This window comes from Brucella daejeonensis, from assembly GCF_014199265.1.
In the GTDB taxonomy this organism is placed as follows: domain Bacteria; phylum Pseudomonadota; class Alphaproteobacteria; order Rhizobiales; family Rhizobiaceae; genus Brucella; species Brucella daejeonensis.
In genome coordinates this window covers 155,127-170,940 of record NZ_JACIJG010000010.1, presented here as the reverse complement: position 1 = coordinate 170,940, position 15,814 = coordinate 155,127, and the positions used below count along the sequence as shown (strand labels likewise).

Genomic DNA, 15,814 nt, shown 5'->3' with positions numbered 1-15,814 from the left:
TGGCGGGCCGCGACCGATAGTGATGATCACTACGTTTATGCCATAGCCCTACCATAGATAACGATATTGCCGCATCAGCCTGTCGGAAGGAGCAAGGCCGCTTCGGCGTCATCTTCGATTGTTTCGGTGTCCTCGCCTTCTTCCGGGACGTTGCCACTATAGGCAGCCTTGCCCATCGCCTGTTCGATCAGGCCAAGCAGGCGCTTTTGCCGATCTTCCATGAACGCCTCGAACTTGTCGGCACGGAGAAGGGCGGGGTCGATCAGGTGCGATTGCAGATAGCTGTCCAGCTTTTCGCTGGCGATGGGCGGCGTGGAGTTGTTTCCACTTTCCAGCTTCGCCAGATACTCGCTTGGCGCAACGCCGCCGATGATCCTGTTCGTGCGATACGACAGCGGCGTCTTGTTTATGATGGAATCGAACACCGCAGGCTTGATACCCTGCGTCCGGCACCAGTCCTGTGGGAAGATGTGGTGAATATCCACGTTCTCCCCGAAAAATACCGTATGGTCGAACTTCTGGCCCGACCGGAAATCCTGCGCGCCTTCCTTCATCAACAGGGCGTTCATGCCCTTATAGGCCGCTGAAAGCCGCATCCGCATGGTTTTCAGGCGGTCGGAGCGGAAGATGGTTTCGCTGACCGTCGAAGGCTCCGGCCCGCCGCTCAGCCAGCGCGTGACCTCCATGAAATCCTTGGCGATGCGCGTTTCGACAGCGGAGCCGTAAAGCTCGCCGAATACGCCGTTCCAATACCACTGGACCAGCTTCGCCCGGTTGGCTTCATGCTCCCACGCATCGCCAATGTCGCCGAGGATCGCCGCCAGTGGCACAATCTGCGACTGATAGGGCAGATCGAAAATGCGGTAGATATGGAGCATGTGCAGGAACTTGGCGGCTTGTATGAAGCCGCGTTCCACCTGCGCCTCATATTTCTTGTAGGCTTCCAGCGGCAGGTCGAGCAGGGCTTGCCGGTTGCCCGACACGGCAGGCAATTCCTTGCCTTCCTTGCCCGCCTGTTCGGCGGCACGCCGCCGGTCGCGGGTGAAAAAGAGCGAAATGGCCTGCAAGAAATCGGTATTGCCGACACCGGCTAGAATGCCGGCATCGGAATCCGCGGGGCGCAGGGTATCGGCAAGTCGCTGGTGGCGGCCCTTGACGCCTTCATCGCCATACCAGTCCTTGCGCAACTCGTGGCCCGAGGCCGCATACATCGCCGTGACCAGCTCGAAGGCATCGAGCGGCTTGCCGCCCGTATTCACCTTCTCGAACACCACGCAGACGGCTTCCTTGGAGGTCGAGCGGTCGAGCGCGATCACCGGCACGCGATACATCTTAAAGTTTTCCAGCACCTCTTTCTTGAAGGTGCGGAACTGCTCGCGCACCGCCTTGTGCTCGTCACCCGACCAGTGGTCGTTGAATCCGTCCTGCCATGCGTCCCAATCGAATACCTGGCTGACGGGGAACATCAGCGCGGCGTATTCCCTTTCCGGCGTGGAGAGGTCGAGAGCGACTTCGCGTCCGAAATCTGTGCGCTCCACGCGATCTTCCGGCACGCCTATCACAGCTTCCTCGCGGTCCACCGTCTCATCAATCGCCTTGGCAATGTCGAGATAGAACCAGCGTTTCACGCGCTTCTTCTTCGGTGTGACGGTTTCCACGACCTTGCCGCGCAACGTCACCTGATAGAGCGAAGTCATGCGCTGCTGACCATCGAGCAGAAGGGATTGCGGCGCTATCTTTCGGGCTTCCGCTGGCGCGCCTTCGACAGGGCGGGGCTTGAAATTGACCGGCCCGCCGGTGTCGAGCGACATGAGCGCACCGACGGGGAAGGCGCGCGAAATCGAGGCGATCAGGCTCTTGATCCGATCTTCGTCCCAGACCCAGCTTCGCTGAAAATCCGGCAACTGGATGATACCCCGATGGCACTCATCGAGCAGCCGGTGAAGGTCGATAGGATTAGTCTGGAAGGACGCCCCTGCCATGCTCTGTATTTCCCTATTTGCTCTATCGTTCTACGAATCTGTACTGCGTTCGATAGCTGTTTCCAGCACATCGAGAAAGCGAGGCTCGTAGTTCTCATCTACATGTCGCTGGTTCCAAAGGCCGGAGCGGCGGACCTTATCCCTGCCCGAACGGAAGCCCAGCCATGACGGTGAGGGTGGATCAATCATCGGCTCGTGCAGGCCGCTTGTGAGCGCAATCGCATTCCGCTCGATGTAACCACGTAGGGAGGCAGGCCCCGGCTCATCGTCCACGGGAAGCCACAAAAAGGGAAGTCTACCCAAATACTCAGATACGGCGGCTTCAATTGGTGCCTCAGCGGCTGCCAACTCGGCCCTTTGCATGGTCAGCATTTCCGCAGCCTTCCCAATATCGCCTTTCACCCCCCAAGACGGACACTCCGGGCAGTCACCACGAGCGATTAGAGCCTCGCCAACAAGCAATCTGAAGATTGACCCCCGATGGTTTCCGCCGAGGCTGGACGACCTGCCAGCGTGCTGGCGCAGACGTTGATGTAGGGTTGAGCGCGCGCCAGCACCCAAAGCATGCGTGCCTACACGGACGAGCCTCGGGCCGTGACCGCTGCCTGTACGGGTTTCGCCCGGCTCAAAGAAGAAATAAACACCCCTTCGCGGCCAAGTTCTCGAAGGGGGAAGTTGAGCCAGAAACCTTTTGCCACCCGTCAGAACTTCCAGCCGGTCCAAGATCCGATACAGGCGGTTAAGATCATCTGTCCTGCTCATGATCGCGAGGTCAGCCATGCCAATTGTTCTCCAATACGCAGGTTCGCCATTGGCACGTCCACTTCGTAACCGTCGTCGTGCAATGCGGGGACCAGAAACTCGCGATAGCGTTGTCCAGCAAATATCACGACCCGTCGCCGTCCGATCAGATGTGGGCCTAATTGTCGGAGAGTGTTTTCTGCCCATGCGCGGCGCTCAATCACGTCAGCGGTATTGAGCGTTTTTTCATAAGGGGCAATTTCTGTATCCGGCGCGATCACGCCGTGGAGTGCGGACAGTATAAGCCAGTCAGCCTTTTGGCTTTCGACCACCTTCCGCACTTTGAGGAACCATTCCGAACGATAAAGCAGTTGTGCAGGAGCTGGTCGGGTGAGCTTTTGACTCACACATGAAACGAGAACAAGGGCGTCGGTTAGGTCGAGTGACACCTTCCTTTGACTGTCCCGTGCAGCAGCCGACGACGGCGCAGGAGACTGCTTCAACACATTGTAGGCATGCTGGTAACGAATCCCCAGTCGCCTTGCAATCTCGGCAACCTTCAACCCTTCGCGCGCCAACGCGCGGATGTTCTCGGAAACGCTCACGTCAGACATTCCAATTTCGCGCGGACGCGGGGAACAGATGCAAGCGCAGTAGCAAAAGCGTGCGCCCTAGCCATCAGTTCGGCGTCAGGGTCGATGACTGTAAACCAGCGCTGGCGCTGCACATAAGACGACGAGCCAGCGGCGCGTGGCACCGACACGTTGGTTCGCAGTGTGGCGATGTTATCGGTGCCCGTTTCGATAGAGAGCCGTTCATGCAACTGCTTCAAAAGGGCATCGTGCGTCATGCTCCGGCCCGGAAATGTGATGAAGACGATGGCGCGTCCGGGCCTGCGCAACAGCCGGACCTCCGAGAAGGTCGCGTGTTTCTCGGTTTCTCCGCCTATGCCGTTGTCGGGATCGAGGAACAGAATGTCGGCAGCATCAAGCGCGCTCCGCTTGCGTACTCCCCACGCATGTCGTTCGACTCGGGATGGCACAGGCTCGCGATGAAACAGTGCACCTTCCGGCCAGATCATCGCCTGTTCGAGGGCGGCCACGCTGCGTTCCGGCAAGGTTGCAAGACCTGTGTGCAGTTCCTCATCAAGCGTGCGCCACGCCGCTTCGTCTCGCCATTCAAGATGCCGACCATCTGACCGACCATCGTGACTCGGGGCGTAATACCATGCGATGCCTAGTGTTCTATCCTTGCCTGCAAGGGCGCGGAGGAAGGCAAATTTGATTACATCACTCACATCCCCAGCATATTGATCCCGCATTCAGTATTCGCCCTTTCCAACGCAATAATGGCAAGATCGCACAAGCCACCACGGCAGCACAACGCCCTGATGCTCACCGTTTTTGCGCGGCGTTGCCGCGCGATGGCGGGCGGCGCTGCGATATGTGGGGTCTCCGCGCCGCCCGCCATCGGTCACGCCCGATCCTGCTGCGACTGCACTCTGTCGTTCGGGCCTGCCGAACGCTCCATCTCGAACGCCATCTTTCCTAGCTTTGTCCAGACGCCGCGCGCGTGTTCGCCGTCCTCGCTCTTGAGCTTTTCGGCGATCCAGATCATCGCGCCGTAGATCATGGCGCGGTCATTGCCGGTCAGGTCCACTATCCCGGCCTTGACGACGAGACCGCCTAGTTCGATCAAATACCGCGTGCGTCTGCGGCGCTCGACCTGCCATGTCCGCATGTCATGCCGCGCCCGCGCCGCCTGATGCCGGTTGCGCGCCGCCCGATTGCGTTGCAGCGCCGCCAGCGTCGCGATCAGACGCCGATGCAGTTCGCCGCGACCTGCCACGAAAGAACGCTGCCCCGCGTTTCGCCCATGCCTCCCTCTTTCCGGCATCCTTGGTTTCGGCCAGCGCGACGAGCGCACCGGCCAATTCGTCGGCGGTGAGGCCATCGGCCCCAGTGGCGATGACCAGTTCGCCAAACTGCTGCACCTTCCGTATCTTGAGTTCCCGCGCCTTGTCCTCAAGCGCCTTGAGTTCCGCGTCATAGTCTCTCGGTTTCCGCATCGTCGTGTCCTTTCCCGGTCGCAAGTCGTTGATGCAGCAAGGATAGTTGCGCAGACAGCGGAACGCAGTATTGTTGCTGGGACGGTCTGGCACGGCCCGGTCCATCCCGAGATTTTTTCGAGGGAGGGCGCGCTTATACGTCGTTCCGACGTGCGCTTGGCCGTGCCATTTCTTGATTGCGATGGCGATCTATCATCTTCACGTCAAGGTCATCAGCCGCAAGGCCGGAAGCAGTGCGGTGGCTTCCGCTGCCTACCGTTCGGCTTCGCGGATGCGCGACGAGCGGCTGGACCGCGTGCAGGATTTTTCCAACAAGCGCGGTGTCGTTCATTCCGAGGTGCTGTTGCCGGAGAACGCGCCAGAGGCATGGAGCGACCGCGAACGGCTCTGGAATGATGTCGAGGCGTTCGAGGTGCGCAAGGATGCGCAGCTTGCCCGCGAGGTGGAGTTCGCCATTCCGCGTGAGATGACGCAGGCGCAAGGTATCGATCTCGCCCGCGACTTCGCCCAGTCGGAGTTTGTCGATCAGGGCATGATCGCCGACCTCAATGTGCATTGGGACATCGGCGAGGACGGGATGCCGAAGCCCCACGCGCATGTCATGCTCAACATGCGGTCGGTGAACGAGGACGGGTTCGGTCCTAAGGTTCGGGACTGGAACCGCACGGAGATGGTGGAGCGGTGGCGGGAACGATGGGCCGAGCTTGCCAACGAGCGACTGGCTGAACTCGACATCGACGCCCGGGTCGACCATCGCAGCCTTGAGGCGCAGGGCATTGGGCTTGAGCCGCAAAGCCAGATCGGCGCGCCTGCACAGCGCATCGAAGGCGAAGGCATTGAAGCCGCAGACCGGGCGGAAATGCATCGGGAGATCGCGCGCAACAATGGCGAACGTATCATTGCCGATCCTTCCATTGCGCTGGACGCGATCACGCACCAGCAATCGACTTTCACGCGGCGAGACATGGCGATGTTCGCGCACCGGCACAGCGACGGCATCGAGCAGTTCAACGAGGTGATGGGCGCGATGCGCGGTTCGCCCGAGTTGGTCGAACTCGGGCAAGACGGACGCGGCGAGGACCGCTTCACCACGCGCGATATGATCGAGGCCGAACAGCGCCTGCACCGCGCCGCAGAGATGATGGCGGAACGGGAACGCCATGAGGTGAACGACAGAGACAGGATTGAGGCGCTTGTGCGCGCCGAACAGCGCGGCCTTGTCCTTTCCGGCGAGCAGGCCCGGGCGCTTGCGCATGTCACGGACGGGCGCGATCTTGGCATTGTCGTCGGTTATGCCGGAACGGGAAAGAGCGCCATGCTCGGCGTGGCGCGCGAGGCTTGGGAGGCGTCAGGCTTTGAGGTCCGGGGCGTTGCCCTGTCCGGCATCGCGGCGGAAAATCTCGAAAGTGGATCGGGCATTGCGTCCCGCACCATCGCCAGCATGGAACATGGCTGGAAGAACGGGCGCGACATGCTCACCAGCCGGGACGTGCTTGTCATCGACGAGGCGGGCATGGTCGGCACGCGGCAGTTGGAGCGGGTTCTGTCCCATGCCGCCGACGCAGGCGCGAAGGTCGTGCTGGTCGGCGATCCGCAGCAGTTGCAATCCATCGAAGCCGGTGCCGCTTTCCGGTCCATCCACGAGCGTCACGGTGGCGTCGAAATCCATGAAGTGCGCCGCCAGCGCGAGGACTGGCAGCGTGACGCCACGCGCGGTCTGGCGAGCGGCAGAACCGGCAATGCCATTGCCGCCTATGACGCGCACGACATGGTGCATTCCGCCGAAACACGTGAACAGGCGCGCGGCGATCTGATCGACAGATGGGACCGTCAGCGGCAGGCGTCACCGGACGCGAGCAGGATCATTCTCACCCATACCAATGCCGAGGTGCGGGAACTCAACGAGGCCGCCCGCGACCGGATGCGGGAGGCTGGCGATCTGGGCGAGGACGTGCGCGTAATGGTCGAGCGTGGCGAACGCAGCTTTGCCGTCGGTGATCGCGTCATGTTCCTGCAAAACGAGCGCGGGCTTGGGGTGAAGAACGGCACGCTCGGCACCATCGAACAGGTCAGCACGCAGAGCATGAGCGTGCAGACCGACGATGGCCGCTCTATCGCGTTCGACCTCAAGGATTACGACCGCATCGACCACGGCTATGCCGCGACCATCCACAAGGCGCAGGGCATGACCGTGGACCGCACCCATGTTCTGGCGACACCCGGCATGGACGCCCACGGCAGCTATGTCGCCCTGTCGCGTCACCGCGACGGCATGGACCTGCATTATGGCCGCGACGACTTCACCAGTCAGGACAGGCTGGTGAACACCCTGTCGTGCGACGGGGCAAAGGATATGGCGACGGATTACGACCCGGCGCAGGACTATGCCGAGCGGCGCGGCATCACCTTCCGCGCCCGTGATGTTGCCGTTGAACAGATACACGTCCCAGACAGAGTTCTCGACCGGATCAACGACATCATCTTGAGCGTCCGCGAACCTCGGGACGGCGCAGACGAGACGGAAAGGGAGGTGGCCGGCAGGGGGATAAGACAGGAGATCGAAGCGGCGGCGAAGGAAGCCGGAATAGACTCGGAGGATGCCTTGCGCCATGCCCGCAGAATGGCGCTCATTCGTCATGCCCATGCCGTCGGCCAGGTCTTCAACGCCGAGGATACCGGGGGCAAGGCAAGCCCGGCGCAATGGGAAGAACTGGTCGATTCCCGCAGGGCATTCGATCAGGTGCGCCCCTATGGCTGGCAGGACGCGGAAGCGGCCTATGCCAAGGATGAGAGCCTTGCCCATGAGGCGGGATCGGGCAAGGTCAATCGCGCCATCCGCGCCCTCCAACTCGAAACCGAGATTCGGACCAGCCCGGAGCGCCGCGCCGACCGTTTCGTGGAACGGTTCCGGGAACTCAAACAGACCGGCGACCGGCAATATGCGGCGGGCAACTATTCCGGCTACAGGTCAGCGCGCGCGGAGATGGGCAACATGGCGATGAGTCTGGAACGCGATCCGCAGATGGAATCCCTGCTCGAAGGCCGCAAGAAGCAACTCGGCATCAGCATGGATTTCGACTCAGGGATGAGGCTCGGGCGGCAACTTGCCCTCAGTCACGGTCTCGGCAGGGGACGGGGCATCGGATTGTAGAGTGCGCCAAGAATAGTGCCACTCGACACCGAGGGCGCGATTGCCAGTTTTGTCCCCTTCGCGCGCAGCGCCAACGTATTTCAGCGCGAGGTCGCAGGCTTCTCTTTTTCCCGATACCGCGCAGCGCGCTTACCATTCATATCAAGGTAACGAATCTCGAAGGCACGCGATTCATGCACGACCTGACGCCAACTGCCGCATCCATATTTTGCAGGTAGCTGTTCTGGGAACCGCTCGGCAATCCACTTGCCCGCCTCCGTGATAGATGCCCACCCATCGACAGCCAATTCCTTAGCAGCTTCCCGCAAGGCGCGTACGATGCCTGCGGCAGACCAATCCACCTTGCCGTCCGGGGCAATGCCATTGATGACCAAATCCCGAAACTCATTCGAACGGACAAAAGCATCGGCCAGACGCCGACTTTGTTCCATATGTTCTGCCCACCCGCGAAGCTGTTCAAAGTGTTGGTCGATGCGGCTGTAGGCAGCGAGCAACGCCCCGTGAGCGCCACGGCATCCCTCCAAGCTCCAGAGGTCGTGCTCTTCGATGAAGTGGTGAACCAAGCTGTTCCGCAGCAGCACCAATTCTCTAAGTTCAGTTTCTGTCCGGGCGAAATCTATGTCGGATAGGCCCAACTGCATCCGAAAATTGAACGAAACCGTATCCTCAGATGAATTGATCGTGTCCTTGGGTGCGGTCTGATCGCCGTTGACGACAACATACGATCCGAGGAGATCGCCGATCAGTGTGCCGAGTGTCTTGCGCGCGGTCTCCGTTACGCGCGCCGCTCGGATCGCCTCCAGCGCGTGAGGCGGTCCCGAGATTTCGTGATGTGCCACGATTGCCTTGATAAGGCGTTCGTACTGTTGCAGTCGCAGTAGGCATCGACCCAGCAATCTCTGTATTTCACGCTGAATCGTTTGCAGCGCATCGTCCGATAATGTTGTCATCGCGCCGCTCGCCCTCTGCTTTACGCGCCTCACCCATCCATATACAGCGCCAGTATCTGCTGGGCGCAAAGCTGCAAAGACCGCGTAGGTGCGAACTCGGCATCAGTCTCGAATCAGGCCGCAGTCTTGGCCGCAGACTCTCCGTCACACGCGGCATTGACCTTGGCAGAGGCCGAGGTTTCAGCCTGTATGGTTTTCCTTTTTACCGCCGTTTCTACGCTACAGCACTACGAACGGTAAATATCTGTTGCGCAATGACAATTCGTTGCTCTGTCTGGTCTCTGCAATCGTCAAAAACAGCCAGCAGGAGGCAGCGCAATCATGCGTCAACCAGACCGTATCATCCGCTTTAACACCGTCCGCGCTCGCACGGGTCTGTCGCGGTCCACCATCTATCGCAAGATCGCCGAAGGCACGTTCCCGGCCCAACTGAAGATCAGCACCAACGGCGCTGGATGGCGAGAATCCGACATCAACCGCTGGATTGCCGATCCCGCCGGGTGGCGGCAACGCTCGCGTAACGAGTTCGACTTCCTCGATGATTATTGACCGCAGGGACGACGACAAGCCGAAGACAACCCGGCACGCCAAACGACCGCCCACGGCGTCGGAGCAGCTTGAGGAATTGCTGGGCTATCCGTGGCCATTCCCCGGCAGGCCGCCCAAGCACGACCTCAGCACATGGACCGTCACCGACGACTGGCCCGATCCCGTTCCGGTCACGGAAGCTGAAATCGAGGTGTTCGAGCGATGGTTCGGCGACCTGTTCGATGAATTATTTGGCTCCGGCTCCTGAGCCATTTCCCCATTGCAATATGAGTTATAGAGTGGTACACATGCCCAATATCGGAGTAAACCTGTGATCGTAGGCTTTCGGGACGGCTGGCTTCGGGCTTTCTTTGTGGATGATGTTCGTTCCCGCAACATCCCATCCGATCTTGAAGCCCGCTTGTTCCGCAAGCTCCAGATGATTGACGATGCCGTGACCGATCAGGACTTGCGCGTGCCGCCCAGCAATCACTTCGAGAAGCTGCGCGGCAATCTCGCAGGTTTCCATTCGATCCGCGTCAACCAGCAATGGCGGTTGATCTTCCGCTGGGATGGTGAACGCGGCGAGGCGGACGGGATTTATCTGGACGATCACAGCTACCGATGAAAGCGAGGCAACCATGCTGACCACCAAGCGTAAGCCGGCGACTGTCGGCGAGATACTGACCGAAGAATTCATGCTGCCGATGGGGCTGACACAGGGCGCGCTCGCCGAGGCGATGGGCGTCCAGCGCAAGCACGTCAACGAACTATGCGGCAACCGCAGGAACGTGACGGCGGCGACGGCGCTGATCCTCGCCCGTGTGTTCGGCACCAGCCCGGACTTCTGGCTCAACGTGCAGCGACGCAGCGATCTTTGGGAGGTGATGAACACGCCCAAGGAGCGCGAGCGGGTTGAGCGCGCGCGCCCGTTACAGAACGCCGCCTGAGCGCGGCCAACGGTCCACCAGTTTGGGCCGAGTCAAGGTTTGAGAAGGAGACATTGCCATGACCGTGCCGCTGCGCGCTGCCCTTTACCTGCGTGTCTCGACGGCGCGGCAGGCCGAGCATGACGTTTCCATTCCCGATCAGAAGCGGCAGGGCGAAGCCTATTGCGAGTCCCGCAACCTGCAACTGGTCGAAACCTTCATCGAACCCGGCGCATCGGCGACCAACGACCGCCGCCCCGAGTTCCAGCGCATGATCGAGGCGGGAACGTCCAAGCCCGCACCCTTTGATGTGGTCGTGGTCCATTCGTTCAGCCGGTTCTTCCGCGATCACTTCGAGCTTGAGTTCTATGTCCGCAAGCTGGCGAAGAACGGCGTGAAGCTGGTTTCGATCACACAGGAAATGGGGGATGACCCCATGCACGTCATGATGCGGCAGATCATGGCGCTGTTCGATGAATACCAGTCCAAGGAAAACGCCAAGCACGTCATGCGGGCCCTGAAGGAGAACGCCCGGCAAGGCTTCTGGAACGGCTCGCTTCCTCCTATCGGCTATCGCACCGTCGCCGCCGAGCAGCGCGGAGCCAAGACCAAGAAGAAGCTGGAAATCGACCCGCTCCACGCCGACACGGTGCGGCTGATCTATCGTCTTGCGCTGGAAGGCGACGGCACCACCGGCCAGATGGGCGTCAAGAATATCGTTTCCTACCTCAACAGCCGCCGCATCTTCACCCGCGACGGCGGGCGCTGGGGCATCGGTCAGGTCCACCGCATCCTGACCCGCCGCACCTATATGGGCGAGCATGAGTTCAACAAGCGGTCCAAGACCAAGGAATTGAAGCCGGTCAGCGAGATCGTGACGGTTCCCGTACCGCCGATCATCGACCGCGAGACCTTCGAGGCGGTTCAGAAGCTGCTCAAGGCTCGTAATCCCAAGGTCATGCCCGCCCGCGTCATCAGCGGCCCGACCATGCTCACCGGCCTGATCCATTGCGCCAAGTGCGGCGGAGCCATGACCATCCGCACCGGCAAGGGCGGGCGCTATCGTTATTATGCCTGCTCGATGAAGGCGCGGCAGGGGCCGACCGCCTGCGAGGGCATGGCCGTGCCGATGGAAAAGCTGGACGATCTGGTCGTCAATCACCTTGAGAAACAGCTACTCCAGCCCGAGCGGCTGGAAACCGTTCTTGCCGCAGCACTCGACCGGAGGGAAGAACACGCCGAGCGCCGCCGCGAGCATATCGCCGAGTTGAACAAACGCTCAACCGAATCGGAACTGCGCCTCAAGCGCCTCTATGACGCCATCGAGGCAGGCGTTGCCGATCTGAATGACCCGGCGCTGAAAGACCGCATCGACGGTCTCAAGGCCATCCGCGATCAGGCAAAGGTCGATGCAGAGCGTGCGCAGGCTATGCTCCAGAACTCGGGGCAGAAGGCGGTAACGCCGCAGATGCTGCGCAAGTTCGCCGCAACCGCCCGCGAGCGTATCCGGCTCGAAGGCGGCGGCTATCGCCGCGACCACCTGCGCGCGCTCGCCCAGCGTGTCGAGGTCGCCGAGGGCGAGGTTCGCATCATGGGATCGAAGTCCCGGCTGCTACAGACGCTTGTGGCGGGAAGTGGCGTAAACTCAGTGCCCACTCAGGGACTGAAGTGGCGGAGAGGGAGGGATTCGAACCCCCGATGGAGTTGCCCCCATGCCGCATTTCGAGTGCGGTGCTTTCAACCGCTCAGCCACCTCTCCGCTTTGTGCAGCACTGTAAACGACCCTTGCAGAATCGCACAGTCAATGAGCATCAATAACGAATGCCGAGCGTGCAGCGGCTCAATAACGGGCCAGCGCCGATTAGACAAGAGCTAATTTGCATTCTGTCGTTAAAATTCTTGACTTTTCCGCCGCCTCGCCCCTATAAGCACCAGACCTTGGGCGTGGGGTAATCCGCGCCTATTGTTTTGATTGCGGAATTCCGGCTTTCGGAACCGCAGTCAAGGGCTAAAAGCCCGCTCATCAACCGACTGATAAAAAGACGGCCCATCGCTTCGACGTCAGCGTCGTGGAAATGAGAGCCGGACCGAACAACCGAAAGGACAACAAATGTTCGCAGTCATCAAGACCGGTGGCAAGCAGTACCGCGTTGCCGCAAACGACCTCGTCAAGGTCGAAAAAGTTGCTGGCGAAGCCGGCGACATCGTAGAATTCGCGGAAGTCCTGATGGTCGGCACGACCATCGGCGCACCGACCGTCGCTGGCGCCCTCGTCACCGCCGAAGTCGTCGAGCAGGGCCGTGGCCGCAAGGTCATCGCTTTCAAGAAGCGTCGCCGTCAGAACTCGAAGCGCACCCGCGGCCATCGTCAGGAACTGACGACCATCCGCATCTCGGAGATCCTCACCGACGGCGCGAAGCCTTCCAAGAAGGCCGCCGAGAAGAAGGCTCCGAAGGCAGCCTCCGCTGAAGGCGAAGCCGCAAAGCCGAAGAAGGCAGCGCCCAAGAAGGCCGCAGCCAAGGCCGAGTCGGCTGAGTAAACAGAGAGATTAAAGGAGAACACCAATGGCACACAAAAAAGCTGGCGGTTCCTCGCGTAACGGTCGCGATTCAGAATCCAAACGCCTTGGCGTGAAGAAGTTCGGCGGCGAAGCTGTGCTCGCCGGCAACATCATCGTGCGCCAACGCGGCACGAAGTGGCATCCGGGCGCCAATGTCGGCCTCGGCAAGGACCACACGATTTTTGCAACCGTCAACGGCTCCGTGTCTTTCCGCACGAAAGCCAACGGTCGCACCTACGTGTCGGTTAACCCGATCGCGGAAGCAGCAGAGTAAGCCGGGCACTCTCATAAAGCACCGGCGTCCCATCGGACCCGGTGCAAATGGCAGCCTAGCCAAAAGATCGAAGGGAAGATGGGGCCACCATCTTCCCTTTTTGCATCTGGAGGAACGAAAAATGGTTGTCGAAGTTCTGGAAGAAGACTGTTACGACGCAAGCAGTAGCGGGAGAGGCGCCAGTTACGCCGATCTGCCGCCCGGTGCGGCGCATGAACTGGCTGATGATTTGGCCCCCGATCTGGCCCCCGATCTGGCCAGTGAACTTGATTGTCCTGTGCTCGTCACCGAAAGGCTGGTCCTGCGGCCGCCGCATGTCGAAGACGTGGATGCGATTTCCTATCTTGCCAATAACGCCCGCGTTTCCGGTATGCTTGCCCGTATGCCGCATCCATACACGCGTGAGAATGCCGTCGATTTTGTCGAGCGCGTGCGAAAAGGCGAGATGGGCAATTGCATCTACGCCATCACGCAAGCGGAAACCGGCATCTTTATGGGCTGCTGCGGCATCCATGCGCACAAGCATGGCGAGGGGCTGGAAATCGGCTACTGGCTGGGCGAACCCTATTGGGGGCATGGCTTTGCCACCGAATCCGCACATGCGCTGATCGACCTAGCCTTCCGCGCGACGGCCATCGAACGGCTGCATGTCTCGTGCCGCGCCAGCAATGCCGGTTCGCGCCGCGTGATTCACAAATGCGGGTTCCAGTTCAGCGGCATGGGCATGGAGGATTCGCTCGCCGCCGGCAATGTGCCGGTGGAGCGCTATGTCCTCGACCGCCGGACGTGGATCGGGCTGAGAAGCTGGCAGTCATAAACAAGGGGTCCTGCGCGCCAAGCCTTGCCGCTTGTGCCGCAGGACCGACAGCCCTCGGGGAATAAAATGACGGATATTCACGCAATCGCCTGCGACAGGGTTTTGGTGCGCGCGCTCGACAAGGGCGACCTGCATCGCTTTCGCGCCATCAGGCTCAGCGCGCTACAGCGCGCGCCCTTGGCTTTCGGTTCGAGCTTCGAGGAAGAAAACGCTTATTCCGACGCCGTATTCGCGCGCCGTCTGGAACAGGTGAACGGCAATGTGATCTTCGGTGCGTTCGATGGCGACAATCTGCTCGGCATCGCGGGCCATTACCGGTACGAGCGCAGGAGCGAGCATCATCGCGGCACGCTCGTCAGCGTCTATGTGACGCCGGAAGCGCAGGGGCTGGGCCTTGGCAAGGCGCTTGTGCAGAAGGTCATCGACCACGCGGCCGGCCATGTCGTCATTCTGGAGGCCAAGGTGGTGGCGACCAACGAAGCCGCCAAACGGGTCTATTACGGGCTCGGCTTCAAGACTTACGGCGTCGAAACCAAGTCACTTTACGTGCAGGGACAGTATCTGGATCAGGAATTGATCTATATCGATTTCACCGATCCGGCCTGGAACCCGAAATAGGTCAGAACCGGCTTCCTCGACTGTTTGCAGGAAGCCGGTTTTGCTGTAATTGCAACACATCACATGCGGGCTGTGCCCGTATGTAACGAAATTCGGGGCGCCTGACGCCCAAATGCCCGCCAGCGTGCGGGTATCCAAGAAGGTTACGTTCAAATGAAGTTTCTCGATCAGGCCAAGATCTATATCCGCTCCGGCAATGGCGGGGCGGGGGCCGTTTCGTTCCGCCGCGAGAAGTTTCTTGAGTTCGGCGGCCCGGACGGGGGCGACGGCGGACGCGGCGGCGACGTTTGGGTGGAGGCCGTGGACGGTCTCAACACGCTGATCGACTATCGCTACCAGCAGCATTTCCGCGCCAAGACCGGTATGCACGGCATGGGACGCAACATGACCGGCGGCAAGGGCGACGATGTCGTTCTCAAGGTGCCGGTCGGCACGCAAATTTTCGAGGAAGACAACGAAACGCTGATCTGCGACATCACCGAGATCGGCCAGCGCTATCGTCTCGCCAAGGGCGGCAATGGCGGCTTCGGCAATCTTCATTTCACCACGTCCACCAATCGCGCGCCGCGCCGCGCCAATCCGGGACTGGAAGGCATCGATCGCACGATCTGGCTGCGGCTGAAGCTGATTGCCGATGCCGGTCTCGTCGGCCTGCCCAATGCGGGCAAATCCACCTTTCTGGCAAGTGTGACGGCTGCCAAGCCGAAGATTGCCGACTATCCTTTCACCACGCTGCATCCCAATCTTGGCGTTGCGCGGGTCGATGGCCGCGAATTCGTGATTGCCGATATTCCGGGCCTGATCGAAGGGGCGAGCGAGGGCGTGGGGCTGGGCGATCGTTTCCTCGGTCATGTCGAGCGCACGCGCGTTCTGCTGCATCTGGTGTCGGCGCAGGAAGAGGACGTGGCGAAAGCCTATTCGGTCATTCGCGGCGAGCTTGAAGCCTATGAACACGGGCTTGCCGACAAGCCGGAAATCGTGGCGCTGTCGCAGGTCGATACGCTCGATCCAGATGCGCGCAAGGCAAAGGTCAAGGCGCTGAAAAAGGCGTGCGGGCGCGATCCGCTGCTTCTGTCGGCTGTCAGCCATGAAGGTTTGAACGATGTGCTGCGCCAATTGGCGAGCGTCATCGACCAGAGCCGCGCGGCGGAAATCGGCGACGCGGACGTTTCGCAGGCCGATCTGGACTGACGGTA

General features: G+C 60.7%; 17 protein-coding genes, 1 tRNA gene and 1 pseudogene. 11 read left to right on the top strand and 8 right to left on the bottom strand.

Annotation, left to right across the window (positions count from 1 at the left end; all coding sequences use genetic code 11):
- Positions 1-74 precede the first annotated feature (74 nt).
- The 6 genes from FHS76_RS14350 to FHS76_RS14325 form a co-directional block, all read right to left on the bottom strand.
- Positions 75-1,982 (bottom strand): GmrSD restriction endonuclease domain-containing protein, encoded by a 1,908-nt coding sequence (locus tag FHS76_RS14350; protein ID WP_183653893.1) that lies wholly within the window; start codon positions 1,980-1,982, stop codon positions 75-77.
- Between the two features lie 30 nt (positions 1,983-2,012).
- Positions 2,013-2,354, bottom strand: a complete 342-nt coding sequence (locus FHS76_RS22455; protein ID WP_210306110.1) for a hypothetical protein — start codon at positions 2,352-2,354, stop codon at positions 2,013-2,015.
- A gap of 386 nt (positions 2,355-2,740) precedes the next feature.
- The gene (locus FHS76_RS14340) at positions 2,741-3,337 is read right to left on the bottom strand and encodes a DUF6884 domain-containing protein (RefSeq protein ID WP_183653890.1); all 597 of its coding nucleotides are present in this window, start codon (positions 3,335-3,337) and stop codon (positions 2,741-2,743) included.
- Positions 3,325-4,020, bottom strand: a complete 696-nt coding sequence (locus FHS76_RS14335) for a hypothetical protein (protein ID WP_183653888.1) — start codon at positions 4,018-4,020, stop codon at positions 3,325-3,327. Before FHS76_RS14335 ends, FHS76_RS14340 begins: the two co-directional genes overlap by 13 nt.
- 176 nt (positions 4,021-4,196) lie before the next feature.
- Entirely contained in the window at positions 4,197-4,463 is a 267-nt protein-coding gene (locus FHS76_RS14330; RefSeq protein ID WP_183653885.1) for a conjugal transfer protein TraD, read from the bottom strand.
- A 1-nt stretch (position 4,464) separates the two neighbouring features.
- On the bottom strand, positions 4,465-4,791 hold the full coding sequence (locus tag FHS76_RS14325; RefSeq protein WP_183653882.1) for a conjugal transfer protein TraD: 327 nt from the start codon (positions 4,789-4,791) through the stop codon (positions 4,465-4,467).
- A gap of 181 nt (positions 4,792-4,972) precedes the next feature.
- Between FHS76_RS14325 and traA the strand changes: the two genes are divergently transcribed.
- Complete coding sequence (gene traA, locus FHS76_RS14320; protein WP_183653879.1) at positions 4,973-7,942, top strand: Ti-type conjugative transfer relaxase TraA; 2,970 nt, start codon at positions 4,973-4,975, stop codon at positions 7,940-7,942.
- Positions 7,943-8,022: 80 nt separating this feature from the next.
- On the opposite strand, the gene FHS76_RS14315 is transcribed toward traA, so the two are convergent.
- Entirely contained in the window at positions 8,023-8,892 is an 870-nt protein-coding gene (locus FHS76_RS14315; protein WP_210306109.1) for an OST-HTH/LOTUS domain-containing protein, read from the bottom strand.
- A gap of 321 nt (positions 8,893-9,213) precedes the next feature.
- Between FHS76_RS14315 and FHS76_RS14310 the strand changes: the two genes are divergently transcribed.
- From FHS76_RS14310 to FHS76_RS14290, 5 genes and pseudogenes are all read left to right on the top strand, one after another.
- Positions 9,214-9,441 carry a helix-turn-helix transcriptional regulator gene (locus FHS76_RS14310; RefSeq protein ID WP_072461972.1) on the top strand — a complete coding sequence of 76 codons (228 nt, stop codon included), beginning with the start codon at positions 9,214-9,216 and terminating at the stop codon, positions 9,439-9,441.
- Positions 9,431-9,688: a hypothetical protein gene (locus FHS76_RS14305; protein ID WP_183653982.1), complete on the top strand. Its 258-nt coding sequence runs from the start codon at positions 9,431-9,433 to the stop codon at positions 9,686-9,688. The genes FHS76_RS14310 and FHS76_RS14305 overlap by 11 nt, the downstream gene beginning before the upstream one ends.
- A gap of 63 nt (positions 9,689-9,751) precedes the next feature.
- Positions 9,752-10,048, top strand: a complete 297-nt coding sequence (locus tag FHS76_RS14300) for a type II toxin-antitoxin system RelE/ParE family toxin (protein WP_072461974.1) — start codon at positions 9,752-9,754, stop codon at positions 10,046-10,048.
- A 13-nt stretch (positions 10,049-10,061) separates the two neighbouring features.
- Positions 10,062-10,370 carry a HigA family addiction module antitoxin gene (locus FHS76_RS14295; RefSeq protein WP_183653876.1) on the top strand — a complete coding sequence of 103 codons (309 nt, stop codon included), beginning with the start codon at positions 10,062-10,064 and terminating at the stop codon, positions 10,368-10,370.
- Positions 10,371-10,428: 58 nt separating this feature from the next.
- Positions 10,429-12,048 (top strand): annotated as a pseudogene (locus tag FHS76_RS14290) (recombinase family protein); the annotation flags it as partial.
- Here FHS76_RS14290 and FHS76_RS14285 read toward each other — a convergent pair.
- Positions 12,019-12,108, bottom strand: a tRNA-Ser gene (locus tag FHS76_RS14285). The pseudogene FHS76_RS14290 and the gene FHS76_RS14285 sit on opposite strands and share 30 nt — an antisense overlap.
- Positions 12,109-12,459: 351 nt before the next feature.
- On the opposite strand from FHS76_RS14285, the gene rplU reads away from it, so the two are divergent.
- From rplU to obgE, 5 genes are all read left to right on the top strand, one after another.
- Positions 12,460-12,888 (top strand): 50S ribosomal protein L21, encoded by a 429-nt coding sequence (gene rplU / locus FHS76_RS14280; protein ID WP_183653874.1) that lies wholly within the window; start codon positions 12,460-12,462, stop codon positions 12,886-12,888.
- 25 nt (positions 12,889-12,913) lie between these two features.
- Positions 12,914-13,183 (top strand): 50S ribosomal protein L27, encoded by a 270-nt coding sequence (gene rpmA, locus FHS76_RS14275; RefSeq protein WP_002964927.1) that lies wholly within the window; start codon positions 12,914-12,916, stop codon positions 13,181-13,183.
- 121 nt (positions 13,184-13,304) lie between these two features.
- Positions 13,305-14,000 carry a GNAT family N-acetyltransferase gene (locus tag FHS76_RS14270; RefSeq protein ID WP_183653871.1) on the top strand — a complete coding sequence of 232 codons (696 nt, stop codon included), beginning with the start codon at positions 13,305-13,307 and terminating at the stop codon, positions 13,998-14,000.
- Between the two features lie 66 nt (positions 14,001-14,066).
- The gene (locus FHS76_RS14265) at positions 14,067-14,618 is read left to right on the top strand and encodes a GNAT family N-acetyltransferase (protein ID WP_183653868.1); all 552 of its coding nucleotides are present in this window, start codon (positions 14,067-14,069) and stop codon (positions 14,616-14,618) included.
- 153 nt (positions 14,619-14,771) lie between these two features.
- Complete coding sequence (obgE, locus tag FHS76_RS14260) at positions 14,772-15,809, top strand: GTPase ObgE (protein ID WP_183653864.1); 1,038 nt, start codon at positions 14,772-14,774, stop codon at positions 15,807-15,809.
- Positions 15,810-15,814 lie beyond the last annotated feature (5 nt).